At 72.6% G+C, this 17,470-nt stretch carries 17 protein-coding genes; 10 read left to right on the top strand and 7 right to left on the bottom strand.

Going from position 1 to position 17,470, the window contains the following annotated elements:
- Nucleotides 1-4: 4 nt before the first annotated feature.
- Nucleotides 5-916 carry a hypothetical protein gene (locus tag QC283_RS06360; protein WP_279560353.1) on the bottom strand — a complete coding sequence of 304 codons (912 nt, stop codon included), beginning with the start codon at nucleotides 914-916 and terminating at the stop codon, nucleotides 5-7.
- A 74-nt stretch (nucleotides 917-990) separates the two neighbouring features.
- Here QC283_RS06360 and QC283_RS06355 point away from each other — a divergent pair, with 74 nt between their 5' ends.
- The 4 genes from QC283_RS06355 to glmM all read left to right on the top strand — a co-directional run bounded on the left by QC283_RS06355 (nucleotide 991) and on the right by glmM (nucleotide 5,075).
- Entirely contained in the window at nucleotides 991-2,196 is a 1,206-nt protein-coding gene (locus QC283_RS06355) for a glycosyltransferase family 87 protein (RefSeq protein ID WP_279560352.1), read from the top strand.
- Between the two features lie 272 nt (nucleotides 2,197-2,468).
- On the top strand, nucleotides 2,469-2,912 hold the full coding sequence (gene rplM, locus QC283_RS06350; protein ID WP_003974239.1) for a 50S ribosomal protein L13: 444 nt from the start codon (nucleotides 2,469-2,471) through the stop codon (nucleotides 2,910-2,912).
- 42 nt (nucleotides 2,913-2,954) lie between these two features.
- Entirely contained in the window at nucleotides 2,955-3,467 is a 513-nt protein-coding gene (gene rpsI, locus QC283_RS06345; RefSeq protein WP_055418350.1) for a 30S ribosomal protein S9, read from the top strand.
- Nucleotides 3,468-3,716: 249 nt separating this feature from the next.
- Nucleotides 3,717-5,075, top strand: coding sequence for a phosphoglucosamine mutase (gene glmM / locus QC283_RS06340; RefSeq protein ID WP_279560351.1), 1,359 nt, complete (start codon nucleotides 3,717-3,719; stop codon nucleotides 5,073-5,075).
- Nucleotides 5,076-5,212: 137 nt separating this feature from the next.
- On the opposite strand, the gene QC283_RS06335 is transcribed toward glmM, so the two are convergent.
- A complete protein-coding gene (locus tag QC283_RS06335) occupies nucleotides 5,213-6,166 on the bottom strand; it encodes a DUF389 domain-containing protein (RefSeq protein ID WP_279560350.1) in 954 nt (317 codons plus the stop codon).
- A gap of 126 nt (nucleotides 6,167-6,292) precedes the next feature.
- Nucleotides 6,293-7,282 (bottom strand): type I pantothenate kinase, encoded by a 990-nt coding sequence (gene coaA, locus QC283_RS06330; RefSeq protein ID WP_279560349.1) that lies wholly within the window; start codon nucleotides 7,280-7,282, stop codon nucleotides 6,293-6,295.
- A gap of 272 nt (nucleotides 7,283-7,554) precedes the next feature.
- Between coaA and QC283_RS06325 the strand changes: the two genes are divergently transcribed.
- A complete protein-coding gene (locus tag QC283_RS06325; protein WP_279560348.1) occupies nucleotides 7,555-8,367 on the top strand; it encodes a hypothetical protein in 813 nt (270 codons plus the stop codon).
- A 111-nt stretch (nucleotides 8,368-8,478) separates the two neighbouring features.
- Nucleotides 8,479-10,326 carry a glutamine--fructose-6-phosphate transaminase (isomerizing) gene (glmS, locus tag QC283_RS06320; protein WP_279560347.1) on the top strand — a complete coding sequence of 616 codons (1,848 nt, stop codon included), beginning with the start codon at nucleotides 8,479-8,481 and terminating at the stop codon, nucleotides 10,324-10,326.
- 78 nt (nucleotides 10,327-10,404) lie between these two features.
- Here the strand turns inward: glmS and QC283_RS06310 are convergent, their stop codons facing one another.
- Both QC283_RS06310 and QC283_RS06305 read right to left on the bottom strand, forming a co-directional pair.
- Nucleotides 10,405-10,866 carry an ASCH domain-containing protein gene (locus tag QC283_RS06310; RefSeq protein WP_279560346.1) on the bottom strand — a complete coding sequence of 154 codons (462 nt, stop codon included), beginning with the start codon at nucleotides 10,864-10,866 and terminating at the stop codon, nucleotides 10,405-10,407.
- A 44-nt stretch (nucleotides 10,867-10,910) separates the two neighbouring features.
- Nucleotides 10,911-12,386 (bottom strand): NAD(P)H-hydrate dehydratase, encoded by a 1,476-nt coding sequence (locus tag QC283_RS06305; protein WP_279560345.1) that lies wholly within the window; start codon nucleotides 12,384-12,386, stop codon nucleotides 10,911-10,913.
- 82 nt (nucleotides 12,387-12,468) lie between these two features.
- Here QC283_RS06305 and QC283_RS06300 point away from each other — a divergent pair, with 82 nt between their 5' ends.
- Nucleotides 12,469-13,074: a helix-turn-helix domain-containing protein gene (locus tag QC283_RS06300; RefSeq protein ID WP_279560411.1), complete on the top strand. Its 606-nt coding sequence runs from the start codon at nucleotides 12,469-12,471 to the stop codon at nucleotides 13,072-13,074.
- Here QC283_RS06300 and QC283_RS06295 read toward each other — a convergent pair.
- Both QC283_RS06295 and QC283_RS06290 read right to left on the bottom strand, forming a co-directional pair.
- Nucleotides 13,056-13,724, bottom strand: a complete 669-nt coding sequence (locus tag QC283_RS06295; protein WP_279560410.1) for a formylglycine-generating enzyme family protein — start codon at nucleotides 13,722-13,724, stop codon at nucleotides 13,056-13,058. The two genes, QC283_RS06300 and QC283_RS06295, sit on opposite strands and share 19 nt — an antisense overlap.
- Nucleotides 13,725-13,855: 131 nt before the next feature.
- Nucleotides 13,856-14,227 (bottom strand): holo-ACP synthase, encoded by a 372-nt coding sequence (locus QC283_RS06290; protein ID WP_279560344.1) that lies wholly within the window; start codon nucleotides 14,225-14,227, stop codon nucleotides 13,856-13,858.
- Between the two features lie 66 nt (nucleotides 14,228-14,293).
- Here QC283_RS06290 and alr point away from each other — a divergent pair, with 66 nt between their 5' ends.
- The 3 genes from alr to tsaE all read left to right on the top strand — a co-directional run bounded on the left by alr (nucleotide 14,294) and on the right by tsaE (nucleotide 17,402).
- On the top strand, nucleotides 14,294-15,460 hold the full coding sequence (gene alr / locus QC283_RS06285) for an alanine racemase (RefSeq protein ID WP_279560343.1): 1,167 nt from the start codon (nucleotides 14,294-14,296) through the stop codon (nucleotides 15,458-15,460).
- 93 nt (nucleotides 15,461-15,553) lie between these two features.
- The gene (locus QC283_RS06280; protein WP_279560342.1) at nucleotides 15,554-16,813 is read left to right on the top strand and encodes an alpha/beta fold hydrolase; all 1,260 of its coding nucleotides are present in this window, start codon (nucleotides 15,554-15,556) and stop codon (nucleotides 16,811-16,813) included.
- A complete protein-coding gene (tsaE, locus tag QC283_RS06275; RefSeq protein WP_443032553.1) occupies nucleotides 16,779-17,402 on the top strand; it encodes a tRNA (adenosine(37)-N6)-threonylcarbamoyltransferase complex ATPase subunit type 1 TsaE in 624 nt (207 codons plus the stop codon). The genes QC283_RS06280 and tsaE overlap by 35 nt, the downstream gene beginning before the upstream one ends.
- Nucleotides 17,403-17,470 lie beyond the last annotated feature (68 nt).

The following is a 17,470-nucleotide window of genomic DNA, read 5'->3' as shown; positions in this document are numbered from 1 at the left end:
GCCCTCAGCCCGCCTGGGCGGCCGCCGACGCCTGGGCCTCGCCGCGTCGGCGGATCTGCCGGAAGGCGAACTCGGCCAGGTCGTCGCCGGCCCGGAACACCTCCGTGGACTTCTCCGTCACGTCCTTGCCGTTCGTGAAGCCGGCGACGGTGAAGTAGGCGTAGCGGCCGTAGGAGTTGGTGGTGGAGCGGCAGACGGCGCCGGTGCAGAAGGACTTGACGCCGCCGCCGGACAGGGAGCGCACGATGCTCTTCTTGTCGGCCTGCTGCTTGGCCTTGACGGCCTGCGCCTCGGTGCCGAAGACGGCCACGCCGACCGTCACCGCGGTGTCGCCCTTGGTGTACGTGACGCGGAGCAGCCGGGTGCAGTCATTGGCGTCCAGCACCTTGGGCAGGGTGCCCTGGGCGGCGGAGCCGCAGGTACGGGTGTCGGCCGTCGGGCCCTTCTTGTAGACCGTCTCGCCCATGGTCAGCTGGGTGCCGGGGAAGAGCAGGTCGGGGCTGATCGGGGCCTTGTCCTTGGCGGCGCTGGAGACGAAGTCCTTCGGGTCCAGTGGAGGCGGGGCACTGGTCGGGGCGAACGACGGGGTCGTGGCCGACGCGCTGGGTATGTCCGCCGTCGCGGGCAGCTGCGAGGAGGGGCCGTCGGACGCCTGACCGGAGCCGTTCGCCGAGACCACGGCCACGGCGACGGCACTGGCTATCGCCACGGTGGCCAGCGCGCCGCCACCGATGAGGAACAGACGACGCCGCTTGGCCCTGGCCTCCGAGGCCTCGGCGAGAGCCGCCCAGTCGGGGGAGGCACCCGCGTCGCCACCGTTCCACGGCTGCTGCTGGGGCTGCTGCTGCGATGGCTGCTGCGATTGCGGTTTCCAGGGATCCCACTGCGACTGAGGTCCCCCCTGCCCAAAGCTCATGGGCCGCATCTTAGACGGGCCGAATGGCGTGCTGGTGCGCATCGAGAGGCCTCGCAGGGCCTAGCGTTCCGGTCATGCGGACGGGCAAAAGCGACATCTCCGGGTGGTTGGTGCGGCCCGCGGGCGGACCCGCGTGGGCCGTGCTCGTGGCGGTGCTGGCGGCGTCCGCGGTGCACGCGGGGCGCGTGACCTCGGACGGCGGGATGGACAACGCGATCGTCGTGCGGGCCGCCCGCACCTGGCTGGCCGGCGGCTCCCCGTACGACGATCCGCACTTCCTCTACCTCCCGAGCGCGGTCCTGGCCGCGGCCCCGCAGGCGCTGCTGCCCGGGGCCGTGCTGCGGGTGCTGGTCCCGTGCGCGGTGACCGCGCTGCTCGCGCTGGCCTGGGGCTGTGCGCTGCGGCTGCACCGGGTACCGCTGGGCAGCCGGCTGGCGGTCCTCGGGCTGACCGGGCTCGCGGTGGGCTTCGCGCCGTTCGGGCACCTGGTCCGCCTCGGCAACTGGACGGTGACGGCGGCGGTGGCCCTGCCCCTGGCGCTGCTGCTGGCGAGCCGGGGCCGGTGGACGGCGGCGGGAGCCGTCATCGGCGCGGCCGTCGCGCTGAAGCCGCTGCTCGCGCCCGTCGTCCTTCTCTTCCTGTTCGCCGGACGGTGGCGGGCGCTGGCGGTGGCCGTCCTGGTGCCCGCGCTGGCCTCCGGCACGGCGGCCCTGGCGATGCCCGACCCGGCCGGCTTCTTCACCCGCACCCTGCCCTTCCTGTTCCACGGCGACGACGGTTTCGTACGGCTCTACGAGGCGTCCCCGGCGGCCGTACTGCCCCGGCTGGGGGTGCCGGGGGCGCTCGCCCAGGGCATCGCGGTGGCCGGGGCCGGTGCCGGGGTGCTCTGCGCGTACCTGCGCTGGCGCCGCGCCGATCCCGGGCCGCTGCGGCTCGCGGAGACCGGCGCGGGCCTGATGCTCTCGGCGTTCCTCGTCTCCCGCCCCTCCTACGACCACTACCTCCTGGTCGCCGTTCCCCTGCTGCTCGCCGGGCTGCCGTACGCCGGTTCGGTGGCCCGCGGTGCCGGGTTCTGGGTGGCCCTGGCGCCCCAGGTACCGGGGCTGACCTGGCCCTGGCTGGAGTCGGAGCGGCGGCGGGCCTTCAAGGACGCGTTCACGCTGTGCGTGCTGGCGGCGTCGGTCACCCGGCGGGCCCTGTCCGGCGCGGCGGCCCCCGGCGGTCACCCGGACGCCGGGCGCGCGCCGGAGCCCGTGCGGGCCTCGGCGGGCCCGCGGTGAGCCGGTCGCGGCCCCGTTCCGAGCCGGCCATGGCCCCGTTCGCAGCAGGTCGCGACCCCGTTTTGACCCGGCTATGGGGGCCCGGGTATTCTGCACAGTCGTATGTGTATTGGCTTGCTCATTCTCACGTGAGGGGCCCTTACACCGGTCCACCGGGACCGATGACCAGCGATCTGCACGCGGTTGCGTCACCGCAGTGCGGTCAGGGCTGTCGTGATCGTCTTCGGTGACCATGTCAGGACCACTCACTGAAGAAGCGAAGGCTACGAACCGTGCGTACGTACAGCCCCAAGCCCGGCGATGTGACGCGCCAGTGGCACGTCATCGACGCTCAGGACGTCGTCCTGGGTCGTCTGGCCACCACTGCGGCCTCCATCCTGCGTGGCAAGCACAAGCCGATCTACGCGCCCCACGTCGACACCGGTGACTTCGTCATCATCATCAACGCCGACAAGGTGCACCTCTCCGGCAACAAGCGGACCCAGAAGATGGCGTACCGCCACTCCGGCTACCCGGGCGGTCTGCGCTCGGTGCGCTACGACGAGCTGCTGGACAAGAACCCCGAGAAGGCCGTCGAGAAGGCCATCAAGGGCATGCTCCCCAAGAACTCCCTGGGCCGTCAGATGCTCTCGAAGCTGAAGGTCTACAAGGGTGACCAGCACCCGCACGGCGCGCAGCAGCCGCAGCCGTTCGAGATCACCCAGGTCGCGCAGTAGTTCCGGCCACCCCCTAAGACTGAACAGAATCTGAGGAGCATCGTGGCCGAGACCACTGCCGAGCAGCCGCTCGAAGAGATCGACATCGACAGCTACACCACCGAGTCCGAGGTGCCCGTCGAGGGCGAGTACACCTCGGAGTCCATGGCCTCCGCGTTCGGCGAGCCCCAGCCGGCCGCCGGCCTGGGCCGTCGCAAGAACGCCATCGCCCGTGTCCGGATCGTTCCGGGCACCGGCAAGTGGAAGATCAACGGCCGCACCCTCGAGGACTACTTCCCGAACAAGGTGCACCAGCAGGAAGTCAACGAGCCCTTCAAGGTGCTCGAGCTCGAGGGCCGTTACGACGTCATCGCCCGCATCGCCGGCGGCGGCGTCTCCGGCCAGGCCGGTGCGCTCCGTCTCGGTGTCGCCCGCGCCCTGAACGAGGCCGACGTGGACAACAACCGCGGCGCCCTCAAGAAGGCCGGCTTCCTGCGCCGCGACGACCGTGCGGTCGAGCGGAAGAAGGCCGGTCTGAAGAAGGCCCGCAAGGCTCCGCAGTACAGCAAGCGCTAAGTCGCACCCGGCTGTACTCCGAACGCCCCGGCGGCACGCCACTGTGCTGCCGGGGCGTTCGTCTATCCCGGCCGTTGGGCGTATAACGGCACAAGACGTTCAAAATCTCAGACGTTCAGAACATCAAACGTTCAAAGGCTTGTGTGATCGGATGGCCGGGCAGCGCGTGCCCAGGACCACGGGAGCCGACTGCGTGGGCCGCACTCATCGACAGCCGCTTCCGGAATTGACGTTTCCTCAGGAGGACAAGTGGGACGACTCTTCGGTACGGACGGCGTGCGCGGTGTCGCCAACGCGGATCTGACGGCCGAGCTGGCACTCGGTCTCTCCGTCGCCGCGGCGCACGTACTGGCCGAGGCCGGCACCTTCGCCGGGCACCGGGCGACCGCGGTGGTGGGACGGGACCCGCGCGCCTCCGGGGAGTTCCTGGAAGCCGCCGTGGTCGCGGGCCTGGCCAGCGCCGGCGTGGACGTGCTGCGGGTCGGCGTGCTGCCGACGCCGGCGGTCGCCCACCTCACCGGCGCGCTCGGCGCCGACCTCGGCGTGATGCTCTCCGCGAGCCACAACGCTATGCCCGACAACGGCATCAAGTTCTTCGCCCGCGGCGGCCACAAGCTCGCCGACGAGCTGGAGGACCGCATCGAGTCCGTCTACGCCGAGCACCGCACCGGCGCCCCCTGGGACCGCCCGACCGGCGCCGGCGTGGGCCGGGTGCGGGACTACGACCAGGGACTCGACCAGTACGTCGCCCACCTCGTCGGCGTCCTCCCGAACCGCCTCGACGGGCTGAAGATCGTCCTCGACGAGGCGCACGGCGCGGCCTCCCGGGTCTCGCCGGAGGCGTTCGCGCGGGCCGGCGCCGAGCTGGTCACCATCGGCGCGGTGCCGGACGGCCTCAACATCAACGACGGCTGCGGCTCCACCCACCTCGACCTGCTCAAGGCCGCCGTCATCGAGCACGGCGCCGACCTGGGCATCGCCCACGACGGCGACGCCGACCGCTGCCTGGCCGTGGACCACACCGGCGCCGAGGTGGACGGCGACCAGATCCTCGCCGTGCTCGCGCTGGCGATGCGGGAGCGCGACGCGCTGCGTTCCGACACCGTCGTCGCGACCGTCATGTCCAACCTGGGCTTCAAGCTGGCCATGGAGCGCGAGGGCATCCGGTTCGCGCAGACCGGCGTCGGCGACCGGTACGTCCTGGAGGAGATGAAGGAGCACGGCTACGCCCTCGGCGGCGAACAGTCCGGCCACGTCATCATCCTCGACCACGCCACCACCGGTGACGGCACGCTGACCGGCCTGATGCTGGCGGCACGGGTCGCGCAGACCGGCCGTACGCTCCGGGACCTCGCGTCCGTCATGGAGCGGCTGCCGCAGGTGCTGATCAACGTGCCCGACGTGGACAAGTCGCGGGTGACGACGTCCGCGGAGCTGGCGACCGCCGTCACGGAGGCCGAGCGGGCGCTGGGCAGCACCGGGCGGGTGCTGCTGCGGCCGTCGGGGACCGAGCCGCTGGTGCGCGTGATGGTCGAGGCCGCCGACATCGAGCAGGCCCGGTCGGTGGCCGGGCGGCTGGCCGACGCGGTGAAGTCGGCGCTGGGTTAGTTTCCCGGGGCCCGGGCTCGGGCTCCGGCTTGGGCACTGGGGCTTGGGCACTGGGGCTTGGGCTCGGGCCGGGGTTCGGCCCCGGCCCGAGCCCCTTGTTGCTCACAGGCGCTCTGGGCGTCCGTGGCGTGGCTTCCTCACCCGGCGTCGTCCGGCTTCGTGAGCCGGCCGCGCTGGGTGGCCCACAAGCCCTTCTGGACGAGCAGCGTCAAGGTGCCGGCCAGGACGATGGCGGACAGGTTCAGCAGAAGCTGTTCGGCGGCGCCCACCGTCTGCCCGGCCTGGCCGAAGCTCAGGGCCACGGCCGCGTTCGCGGCGGCCGGGACCGTGGTGACGGAGATGGCGACGCCGATCAGGGTTCCCGACTTGGCGGAGGTCAGGGAGAGCGTGCCCGCGGCCCCGGCGAGAAGGGCCACGGCGAACGAGACGGCGTCGGGGGCGTAGACGAAACCGGTGTTGGGCCGGTCGGCCTCCAGCCTCGCCTCGCTGAACTCGCCGAGCGCGCTCATGATCCAACTGAACACCACGGTGACCACGATCGCCGCCGCGAAGCCCACCAGCAGGGCCGTCGCCGAGCGCAGGGCCAGCCGCGGTGCCCGCTGCACGATCGCGGTGCTGATGCCGGCCAGCGGCCCGAACTCCGGCCCGACCGCCATCGCGCCCACGATCAGGATCGGGTTGTCCTGCACCACACCGCAGGCCGCGATCATCGTGGCGATCGTGATGAAGGCGACGTACGTGATCGACAGGGTCGACTCCTCGTTCGTCGCCTCCTCCAGCTCCTCCCACAGCACCGCGTCGGCGGGCTCGCCGGGAGCCTCCCTCTCCGCCTTCTCCGAGCGCTCGGACACCGACAGCTCGACCTTGTCGGCGGTGATGGCACCGCTGCGGCCGATGCCCAACCGCTCCAGGCCGTTGACGAGCTGGTCGCCGCTCTCGCGCGCCACGAAGCAGGTGACGACGTCGCCGCCCTCGGGCTCGCGGGCGACGCCCGGCAGGACCACCAGGTGCGCGGTGCCCACCGTCCGGTCGATCAGGTCCACGACCTCGTCGGTCCGGTCGGCCGGGGTGATCAGGCGCAGACGGAGCATGGCGGCAGCGTAGCGGCGCGGGCCGCACGGGCCGGGGTGCCACGTGCCTCCCGGCGCCACCGGTCCGTGCTCACCACTGAGCCCGCGATTACCGCTGTTTCAGGACACCTTGGCCGAAGAGAGCGGTCAGAGCTTGCGCAGGCTCAGCCGCTGCACCTTGTGGTCGGGGCCCTTGCGCAGGATCAGGGTGGCCCGGCCCCGGGTGGGGGCCACGTTCTCCACCAGGTTGGGCTTGTTGATGGTCCGCCAGGTGGTGCGGGCGTAGTCGAGCGCCTCCTCCTCCGACACCTGGGTGTACTTGCGGAAGTACGAGGACGGGTTCTGGAAGGCGGTCTCGCGCAGCTTGCGGAAGCGGCTGAGGTACCAGTGCTCGATGTCCTCGGTGCGGGCGTCGACGTACACACTGAAGTCGAAGTAGTCGGCGAGGCCGACCCTGGTGCGGCCGTCCTTGCCGGGCAGCGCGGGCTGGAGCACGTTGAGGCCCTCGACGATCAGGATGTCGGGGCGGCGGACGACGAGCTTCTGGTCCGGGACGATGTCGTAGATGAGGTGGGAGTAGACCGGCGCGGTCACCTCGCTCTTGCCCGCCTTGATGTCGGCGACGAACCGGGTCAGCGCCCGGCGGTCGTACGACTCGGGGAAGCCCTTGCGGGACATCATGCCGCGGGCCTGGAGCTCCTTGGTGGGCAGCAGGAAGCCGTCGGTCGTGACCAGCTCCACGCGCGGGTGCTCGGGCCAGCGGGACAGCAGTGCCTGGAGCAGGCGGGCGACGGTGGACTTGCCGACCGCGACCGAGCCGGCGACCCCTATGACGAAGGGCGTGCCGGACTGTGAGCCCCGCTCGCCGAGGAAGGTGTTCAGCGCGCCGCGCAGGCCGTCGGCGGCACCGACGTAGAGGTTGAGGAGCCGGGACAGCGGGAGGTAGATGTCCCGCACCTCGTCGAGGTCGATGACGTCGCCGAGGCCGCGCAGCTTCTCCACCTCCTCGGCGGTCAGCGGCAGCGGTGTCTTGTCGCGCAGCGCGCTCCACTCGGGACGGGTGAGGTCGACGTAGGGAGTCGCCTCCGGCCGCTGCCGGTGGGCGCTCCTGGGTATCGAGGAGACCGGTGAGATCACAGTCCATTGTTAACGGAGTTCGAACGGGGTGACAGGTGGGCTGTGTCACGCCGGCCGGTCCGCCGTCCGTGGCCGAGGGGCCGCCGAGGGCCGCCGGGGCACCCCGTCGAAGTTACGGTCCGGTACCGAGTGGCCGATTATCGATCACTTGTGTGAATGCGTTTGTACCGTGCACAAAGCCGAGCGGAATCCGTCCGGCTGGACCGACACATCTCCACACATCCCGACGCGGCACCGCCGTTACCCCACGTAACCGACGAAAGAGTGCAGACGTGAGATCGACCGCTGTTCGCCGCACCGCCCTCGCGGCCTCCGCCGCCGCCCTGACCCTGCTCGTCACGGCCTGCGGCGGGTCGTCCGGCGACGGTGCCGACGACGCCAAGGCCAAATCGGACCAGTCCGCCCCGGCGGGAGACGACAAGGCCGGGTCGGAGCAGGCCGCCCCGGCGGGCGACGCGCTGAGCGCCGCCGACCTGGAGAAGGTCGCCCTCGCCCAGGCCGACGTCAAGAGCGGCGAGGTCGCCACCAAGATCCCGGCGGACCAGGACGTCGCCAGGGACAAGGTCTCGACGGACGACAAGGCCTGTCTGCCGATCGCCCTCAGCGTCGCCGCGTTGGCCCAGGGTGAGCCGGGTGCCGAGGTGAAGCGCTCCTGGCAGGGGCAGACGGACTCGCTCTCCAAGGGCTCGGGCCCGGACGGCCAGGACATGACCGAGACCCAGGTGAACATGATCAGGCTGAGCGTCGCCTCCTACGCGGGCGGCGGGGCCGAGCAGGCGCTGGCGGAACTGAAGACGGCCACCGAGAAGTGCGCCGGCGGCTTCGTCGCGACCGTGGACGGCGAGAAGATGCCGGTCGCCGAAGTCACCACGACCGCCGCCCCCAAGGGCGGGGACGAAGGCGTCGCCGCCACCGTCGGCATAGACGTCGGCAAGGAAGCCGCCGCGCCCATGAAGGTCGTCGTGGTCCGCAAGGGCGACACGCTCGCCACCTTCAGCGCCACCAACCTCTCCTCCATGATGAACGGCGCGGACTTCGAGGTCCCCATGGACGTCGTGGACGCGCAGGTCGCCAAGCTCGGCTGACGCCGGGTACGCCCGACGGCGTTCGTACCCCGGTGGGAATTTCCGATTTCGGGCACGGAGGACCGGTTCGTGTCCCGGCTTACGGCCGTTTCTGATCGTAGGCTGCCGTGCATGTGCGGAATCGTGGGATATGTGGGGTCTCAGTCAGCGCTCGATGTCGTCATGGCCGGACTGAAGCGACTCGAATACCGGGGATACGACTCGGCGGGCGTGGCCGTGCTCGCGGACGGCGGCCTCGCCACCGCCAAACGCGCCGGAAAGCTCGTCAACCTGGACAAGGAGCTGTCCGAACGGCCACTGCCCGCCGCCGTCACCGGCATCGGCCACACCCGCTGGGCCACGCACGGCGGACCGACCGACGCCAACGCCCACCCGCACCTCGACAACGCGGGCCGGGTGGCCGTCGTCCACAACGGCATCATCGAGAACTTCGCCTCGCTCCGCGCCGAACTGGCGGAACGCGGCCACGACCTGGCCTCCGAGACCGACACCGAGGTCGTCGCCCACCTGCTCGCCGAGGAGTTCTCCGCCCGCACCGACCTCGCCGAGGCGATGCGGCAGGTGTGCCGGCGGCTGGAGGGCGCCTTCACGCTGGTCGCGGTGCACGCGGACGCGCCCGACGTGGTCGTGGGCGCACGCCGCAACTCGCCGCTCGTGGTGGGGGTGGGGGAGGGCGAGTCCTTCCTCGCCTCGGACGTGGCGGCCTTCATCGCCCACACCCGGGACGCCGTAGAACTGGGCCAGGACCAGGTCGTCGAGCTGCGCCGGGACGGTGTGACGGTCACCGGCTTCGACGGCAGCCCGGCCGACGTCCGCTCCTACCACGTCGACTGGGACGCCTCGGCCGCGGAGAAGGGCGGCTACGCCTCCTTCATGCTCAAGGAGATCGCCGAGCAGCCGAAAGCGATCGCCGACACCCTCCTGGGCCGCATCGACGGCTCCGGCACACTGAGCCTGGACGAGGTGCGCATCCCCGCGGAGGTGCTCCGGGAGGTCGACAAGGTCGTCGTCGTCGCCTGTGGTACGGCCTTCCACGCCGGGCTGATCGCCAAGTACGCCATCGAGCACTGGACGCGGATCCCCTGCGAGGTGGAGCTGGCCAGCGAGTTCCGCTACCGCGACCCGATCCTCGACCAGCGGACCCTGGTCGTCGCGATCTCCCAGTCCGGCGAGACCATGGACACCCTGATGGCTTTGCGCCACGCCCGCGAACAGGGCGCCAAGGTACTGGCCATCTGCAACACCAACGGCTCGACCATCCCCCGCGAGTCCGACGCGGTCCTCTACACGCACGCCGGCCCCGAGGTCGCCGTCGCCTCCACCAAGGCCTTCCTCACCCAGCTGGTGGCCTGCTACCTGGTCGCCCTGTACCTCGGCCAGGTGCGGGGCACGAAGTACGGCGACGAGATCCGCGACGTCGTCCGCGACCTCTCCCGCATCTCCGGCGCGGTCGAACAGGTCCTGGAGACGATGACGCCCGTACGGGAACTGGCACGCTCCCTCGCCCACAAGAACACGGTGCTGTTCCTGGGCCGGCACGTCGGCCACCCCGTCGCCCTCGAGGGCGCCCTCAAGCTCAAGGAACTGGCGTACATGCACGCCGAGGGCTTCGCGGCGGGCGAGCTGAAACACGGGCCGATCGCGCTGATCGAGGAGGACCTGCCGGTCGTCGTGGTCGTCCCGTCACCGCGCGGCCGCTCCGTCCTCCACGACAAGATCGTGTCCAACATCCAGGAGATCCGGGCCCGGGGCGCCCGCACCATCGTCATCGCCGAGGAGGGCGACGAGACGGTCGCCCCCTACGCCGACCACCTCGTCCGCGTCCCGGCCACCCCGACGCTGCTCCAGCCCCTGGTGGCGACGGTCCCGCTCCAGGTCTTCGCCTGCGAACTGGCGACGGCCCGGGGCAACGAGGTGGATCAGCCCCGGAACCTGGCGAAGTCGGTGACGGTGGAGTGAGCGGGCTTCAGGGCGTCGAGGAAGGCGGCGAAGGCTCCGGCCGGGAGGGTGAGGACCGCTCCGTCCCGGACCTTTGAGTCACCCGTCGGCCGGGTGCACCGCCGTGACCAGGCGAAAGCGTTCCAGGACCGCCGCTGTCGTGTCGTCCACCGTGAAGCCCGGGTCGTTCAGGGCCGCGCGCATCTCCTCGCTGTGCCAGAACCGCTCGTGACCCGCCCGCCACTCGGCCACGGTGGTGTAGCCCTCGCCCTCGCCCACCGCGTGGGCGAGATCCACCCGGCCCAGCGGGACGACGCGCACGTCGGTCACCTCGATGACGGCGACCGGGCGGTCCTGGGAGTCGACGACCACCTCGCGGCGCCCTGCTTCCGGCAGCGCTTCCCCCGCGTGCTCGTAGTCGACGACGAGGCCGGTCGTGGAGGTCTTCGAGCCGTCGAGGATCGCCGCCACGAGCTGGTCGCGCAGCGGGCCGGGGAAGGCGAACTCGGCCCTGGGCAACGAGGCGAGGTCCGTGGGGTCCGAGGCGGAAGTCGGCGTCATGCGAACACCGTAAGACCCGGGAGCGCCCCACGACACACCCCTGCTCACTCCACCCTGGCCACATCCCGCCACGCCCCCGGGATCGCCTCCGCGACGTCGTGCGCTCCCGTCGGTGCCCCGTCCGCCGCGAAGCGTCCCGCCAGGCCGTGGACGTACGCCGCTACACTCCCCGCGTCCAGCGCCGAGAGCCCCGCCGCCAGCAAAGAGCCGGCCAGGCCCGACAGTACGTCCCCGCTCCCGGCCGTGGCGAGCCACGACGTCCCCGTGGAGTTGACGCGTACCGGGCCTCCTTCCGCCCCGGCCACCACCGTCGTCGACCCCTTCAGCAGCACCGTCGCCCCGTACCGCCCCGCCAGCTCCCGTGCCGAGGCCAGCCGCGCCGCCTCGACCTCCTCCCGGGCCACCCCGAGCAGCGCCGCCGCCTCCCCGGCATGCGGTGTCATCAGCGTCGGCGCCGTACGGTCCCGTACCGCCCCCGCGTCCGCCAGCCGCAGTCCGTCCGCGTCGATCAGCACCGGCACCTCCGTCGCCAGTACCTCCGCCACCGTCCCGGCGTCGTCACCGGCCCCCGGACCGACGACCCACGCCTGCACCCGCCCCGCCCGCTTGGGGCCCTGGTCGGACACGAGCGTCTCCGGGTAGCGGGCGATCACCGCGTCCCCGGCCGGACCGACGTACCGCACCGCCCCGGCCCCGCCCCGCAGCGCCCCGGCGACGGCGAGCACGGCGGCGCCCGGATAACGGGCCGACCCGGCGGCGATGCCCACGACCCCGCGCCGGTACTTGTCGCTCTCCGCGCCCGGCACCGGCAGCAGCCGCGCCACGTCCGCGTGCTGCAAGGCCTCCAGCCCGGCAGCGTCGTTCGGCAGCGGCAGCCCGATGTCCACCAGCCGCACCGACCCGGCGTACTCCCGCGCCGGGTCGACCAGCAGCCCCGGTTTGTGCGCCCCGAACGTCACCGTCAGGTCGGCCCGGACCGCCGCCCCCCGCACCTCCCCGGTGTCCGCGTCGACCCCGCTCGGCAGATCGACGGCGAGCACGGCGGCCCGCGACCGCGCCGCCGCGTCGGCGAGCGGCACCGCCGCCTCCCGCAGCCCGCCCTTGCCGCCGATCCCGACAATGCCGTCGACGACCAGATCGGCCCGCTCGATCGACTCCTCGATCGACTCCTCGATCGACTCCTCGGCCGACCCGGCCTCCGCGACCCGTCCGCCCGCCCGGCGCAGCGCCGCCAGCCCGCCGCCGTGCGCGCGCTCCGGTGCGAGCAGCACCGCCGTCACGCCCGCCCCCCGCCGGGCGAGCCGCGCCCCGGCGTACAGGGCGTCGCCGCCGTTGTCCCCGCTCCCGACCAGCAGCACCACCCGGCTGCCGTACACCCGGCCGGCCACCCGCCCGAGCACCTCCGCGCAGGCGACGGCGAGCCCGGCCGCGGCCCGCCGCATCAACGCCCCTTCCGGGAGCCGTGCCATCAGCTCCCGTTCGGCGTTCCTGACCATCTCCACGCTGTACGCAGTCCGCATGCCGTCGAGTCTTCCCCGTACGCCGTGAACGTCACGGACCCGCCCCCGAGCGGCGTGCGGGACAGTTGATCTCATGGCTCCCATGGGCGACGACGACGAGACGGCACAGGTGATGACCTCGCTGGGAGCACGCCTGCGCGCCATCCGACAGGCCCGCGGGCTCACCCTGGCCCAGCTCGGCTCCGCCACCGGCATCTCCGTGTCCACGCTGTCCCGGCTGGAGTCCGGCCTGCGCGAGCCGGGGCTGCGGCACCTGCTGCCGCTGGCCAGGGCGCACCGTCTGCCCCTGGACGAACTGGTCGGCTCCCGGACCGGCGACCCCCGCGTCCACCCGCGCCCCTTCACCCGGCACGGCCAGACCTGGATCCCCCTCACCCGCAACCCGAACGACGGGCTGCACGCCTACAAGCAGATCCTCCCCGCCCCGGCCCTCGCGCGGACCGAATGGACCCCGCGACCGGAACAGGGCTCCCACGAGGGCCACGAGTGGATCTACGTCCTCTCCGGCCGCCTGCTCCTCGCCCTGGGCGACCACGACCTGGTCCTCGCGGCCGGCGAGACGGCGGAGTTCGACACCCGCGTCCCGCACGGCGTCGCCAACGCGGGGGACCGGCCCGTCGAGTGGCTCGCCCTGTACGGGGCACAGGGCGAGCGTATGCACATCCGGGTTCAGCCGACGGGGTCCTGACCGCCTCCGCCGACGGAGCGGGCGACGCGGAACCCCACGTCGTCGACCCGGAACGTGGGGTGGCTGCGGCGCCGCACCGAGGCCCGGCAGCTCCAGTGCTCGTCGAACCAGCCGCCGCCGCGCAGCACCCGGTAGGCGCCGTACACCTCGGCGTCGTAGAGGTCCCAGCACCACTCCCAGACGTTGCCGAGCGTGTCGTACAGGCCCCACGCGTTCGGCAGCATGCCGCCCACCTCGTGGACGCGCTCCCGCGAGTTTCCCCGGTACCGGGCGATGTCGTCCAGGGGGCCGTAGCGCGGGCCGTCCGTCCCGGCGCGGCAGGCGTGTTCCCATTCGGCCTCGGTCGGCAGCCGGTACCCGTCGGCGGAGGTGTCCCAGGCGACGCCACCGTCGGCGTCGACACGGTAGGCCGGGTGCAGCCCTTCGTGCCGCGACAGCGCGTTGCAGAAACCGACCGCGTCCGTCCACGAGACCTCCGCGACGGGCAGCAGCCCCTCCCGCGCGGCCGGGGCCGGCTCACCGGTGACCCGGGCGTACTCGGCCCGCGTGACCGGGAACGCCGCCAGCCGACAGGACGCCACCTCCACCGGCCAGCTGCGCCGCGTCCGCCGGTCCGACAGGGTCACCCGTCCCGACGGCACGGAGACCATCCTGATCCCCGTCCCGGCCCCCGGCTCCGTCCCGGCCCCCGTCCCCATCCCGGCCCCCGTCCCCGTCCCGGCCCCCGGCTCCGCGCCCACGTCCTCGTCCTCGACACCCGCACCACTGACGTTCATGGGCGTCAGCCTTCCGCGATCACCACCGCCGACGCCACCCCCGCGTCATGGCTCAGCGACACGTGCCACGACGCCACCCCCAGCTCCGCCGCCCGCGCCGCCACTGTCCCCGTCACCCGCAGCCGCGGCCGTCCGCTGTCCTCGACGTACACCTCGGCGTCCGTCCAGTGCAGCCCCGCCGGTGCGCCGAGCGCCTTGGCCAGGGCCTCCTTCGCCGCGAAACGGGCGGCGAGCGAGGCGACGCCCCGGCGCTCCCCGCTGGGCAGCAGCAACTCGCTCTCCAGGAAAAGCCGCTGGGCCATGGCCGGCGTGCGCTCCAGTGACGCCCCGAACCGCTCGACCTCGGCCACGTCGATCCCGACCCCGATGATGCTCATGCCGGGCACCCTAGGGCCTGTCCGCGGGAAAGCGGGCCCCGGGCGCTCTGAGAGACTGGGGACACGATGAGTGAGACAGCTGCTCGGCGGGACGCGGTGCTGCGGGCCCGTGCCGAGATCGATCTGGCCGCCCTGCGGGCCAACGTCCGCGCACTGCGCGAACGGGCCCCCGGGGCGGCTCTCATGGCCGTCGTCAAGGCCGACGCCTACGGCCACGGCGCGATCCCGTGCGCCCGCGCGGCCGTCGCGGCGGGCGCGACCTGGCTGGGCACCGCCACGCCGCAGGAGGCCCTCGCGCTGCGCGCGGACGCGGGCCTGCCGGACGACGTGCGGATCATGTGCTGGCTGTGGACACCGGGCGGCCCCTGGCGGGAGGCCGTCGAAGCCGGTCTCGACGTGTCCGTCAGCGGGATGTGGGCCCTGGACGAGGTCACCGAGGCGGCACGGCGGGCGGGGCACCCCGCGCGCGTGCAGCTCAAGGCCGACACCGGGCTCGGCCGGAGCGGCTGCCAGCCCGGCGAGGACTGGGCGGAACTGGTCCGTCAGGCCCTGCGTGCCGAGAGCGAGGGGCTGCTCCGCGTCACCGGACTCTGGTCGCACTTCGCCTGCGCCGACGAGCCCGGGCACCCGTCCATCGCCGCCCAGCTCACCGTCTTCCGTGAGATGACGGCCTACGCCGAGCGGCAGGGCGTACGCCCCGACGTGCGGCACATCGCCAACTCGCCGGCCACGCTCACCCTCCCCGAGAGCCACTTCGACCTCGTACGGCCGGGCATCGCGATGTACGGCGTCTCGCCCAGCCCCGAGATCGGCACCCCCGCCGACTTCGGACTGCGCCCCGCGATGACGCTGGCCGCCTCGCTGGCCCTGGTCAAGCAGGTCCCCGGCGGTCACGGCGTCAGCTACGGTCACCACTACACGACCCCCGGCGAGACCACCCTCGGCCTCGTCCCCCTCGGCTACGCGGACGGCGTCCCGCGCCACGCCTCCTCCACCGGCCCCGTCCTCGTCGACGGCAAGTGGCGCACGGTCGCGGGGCGGATCGCGATGGACCAGTTCGTCGTGGACCTGGGCGGGGACCGGCCGGAGCCCGGCACCGAGGCGGTGCTGTTCGGCCCCGGTGACCGCGGCGAGCCCACCGCCGAGGACTGGGCGCAGGCGGCGGGCACCATCGCGTACGAGATCGTCACCCGGATCGGAACCCGCGTCCCGCGCGTCTACGTCAACGAGTGACGCGTCCGTCCACGGAGTGACGCGTGGGACGTGTGTCCAGGTGAATCAGTAACCAGCGGGGAACCACCACGGCCCGGCGAAGAGGAGCGGTACGTGAGCGAGAGCAACACGGAGGCCGTCGCGGCGGCCGTCGCCTCCGCCACGGAGGCCGCCACCGAGGTCGCCGCCGGCGGCTGGCGCCGGGCGACCGGCATCGCCGGTGTCGCGATAGGGGTGGTCGCGGCGGGCGCCGCGGCCGGCGTGGCGATAGAACGGCTCACCGTCGGCCGCGGGATGCGCCAGAAGGCCCGGCTCGCCCTCGACTCGACGGGCCCGTACGGCGGACTGCGCGGCACTCCGGGCAGGGCGTACGCCGACGACGGCACCGAGCTGTACTACGAGGTCGACGACGTCGACCCGGAGACGGAGTCCGCGCTCACCCGGCGCCGCCGGCGGCTGTTCGGCCGTAAGGCACCCGCCCCCGTGACCGTCGTCTTCAGCCACGGCTACTGCCTGAACCAGGACTCCTGGCACTTCCAGCGGGCCGCCCTCAGGGGCGTCGTCCGCACCGTGCACTGGGACCAGCGCAGCCACGGCCGGTCCGGGCGGGGCGTGTCCCAGGTACGGGACGACCGGCCGATCAGCATCGAGGACCTGGGCCGGGACCTGAAGGCCGTCATCGACGCGGCCGTGCCCGAGGGACCGATCGTGCTGGTCGGACACTCCATGGGCGGCATGACCGTGATGGCCCTGGCCGACGCGTTCCCGGAACTGGTGGCCGACCGGGTCGTCGGTGTCGCCCTCGTCGGCACGTCCTCCGGGCGGCTCGGCGAGGTCAACTTCGGGTTGCCCGTGGCCGGCGTCAACGCGGTCCGGCGGGTGCTCCCGGGCGTCCTGAAGGCGCTGGGGCAGCGGGCCGAGCTCGTGGAGAAGGGGCGGCGGGCGACGGCGGACCTGTTCGCCGGGATCATCAAGCGGTACTCGTTCGCGTCGCGGGACGTCGACCCGGCCGTGGCCCGGTTCGCCGAGCGGATGATCGAGTCGACGCCGATCGACGTGGTCGCCGAGTACTATCCGGCCTTCAACGACCACGACAAGACCGAGGCCCTCGCCCACTTCGCCGACCTGCCGGTCCTCGTACTGGCCGGGGTGCGGGACCTGGTGACGCCGAGTGAGCACAGCGAGGCGATCGCCGACCTGCTGCCGGACGCGGAGCTGGTGCTCGTGCCCGACGCGGGGCACCTGGTGATGCTGGAGCATCCGGAGCTGGTCACCGACCGCCTGGCCGACCTGCTCGCCCGCGCGGGAGCTGTGCCCGCAGCGGCTACGGTTGATGGCTATGGAAGCACCAGCAGCACCGCGGGACCCGGCTGAGTCCTTCGAGTCCCCGAAGCCTTTCGAGTCCTCCGAGTCCTCCGACTTCTCCGACTTCTCCGGCTCGTCCGACTTCTCCGAGTCCTCGAGGTCCTTCGAGTCCGCCCCCGGCGTCGAGATCACCGTCACCTCCCCGGAGCAGATGCGCGAACTGGGCCGCAGGCTCGCCACGGTGCTGCGCGCCGGGGACCTGCTGATGCTCAGCGGGGAGCTGGGCGCGGGCAAGACGACGCTGACCCGGGGGCTCGGCGAGGGCATGGGCGTGCGCGGCGCCGTCACCTCCCCGACCTTCGTGATCGCCCGCGTGCACCCCTCCCTCGGCGACGGTCCGCCGCTCGTCCACGTCGACGCCTACCGGCTGTCCGGCGGTCTGGACGAGATGGAGGACCTCGACCTCGACGTCTCCCTGCCCGACTCGGTGATCGTCGTGGAGTGGGGCGAGGGCAAGGTCGAGGAGCTGACCGACGACCGGTTGCGGCTCCGGATCGACCGGGCCGTCGGCGACACCACGGACGAGGTGCGGCACGTGACGCTGACGGGCATCGGCGAGCGCTGGGCCGCCGCCGACCTGAGCGTGCTCGCGGTCTGAGCCGGCTTCTCTTCCGCAAGATGTTCCGACAAGGCGTCGGCAAAATATTGCCTTCGGGGTCTTGGGCG

This window comes from Streptomyces sp. DH41, from assembly GCF_029813785.1.
Taxonomy (GTDB): domain Bacteria; phylum Actinomycetota; class Actinomycetes; order Streptomycetales; family Streptomycetaceae; genus Streptomyces.
Note: the sequence above shows the minus strand (reverse complement) of the source record. Positions and strands in the feature narration are given on the sequence as shown.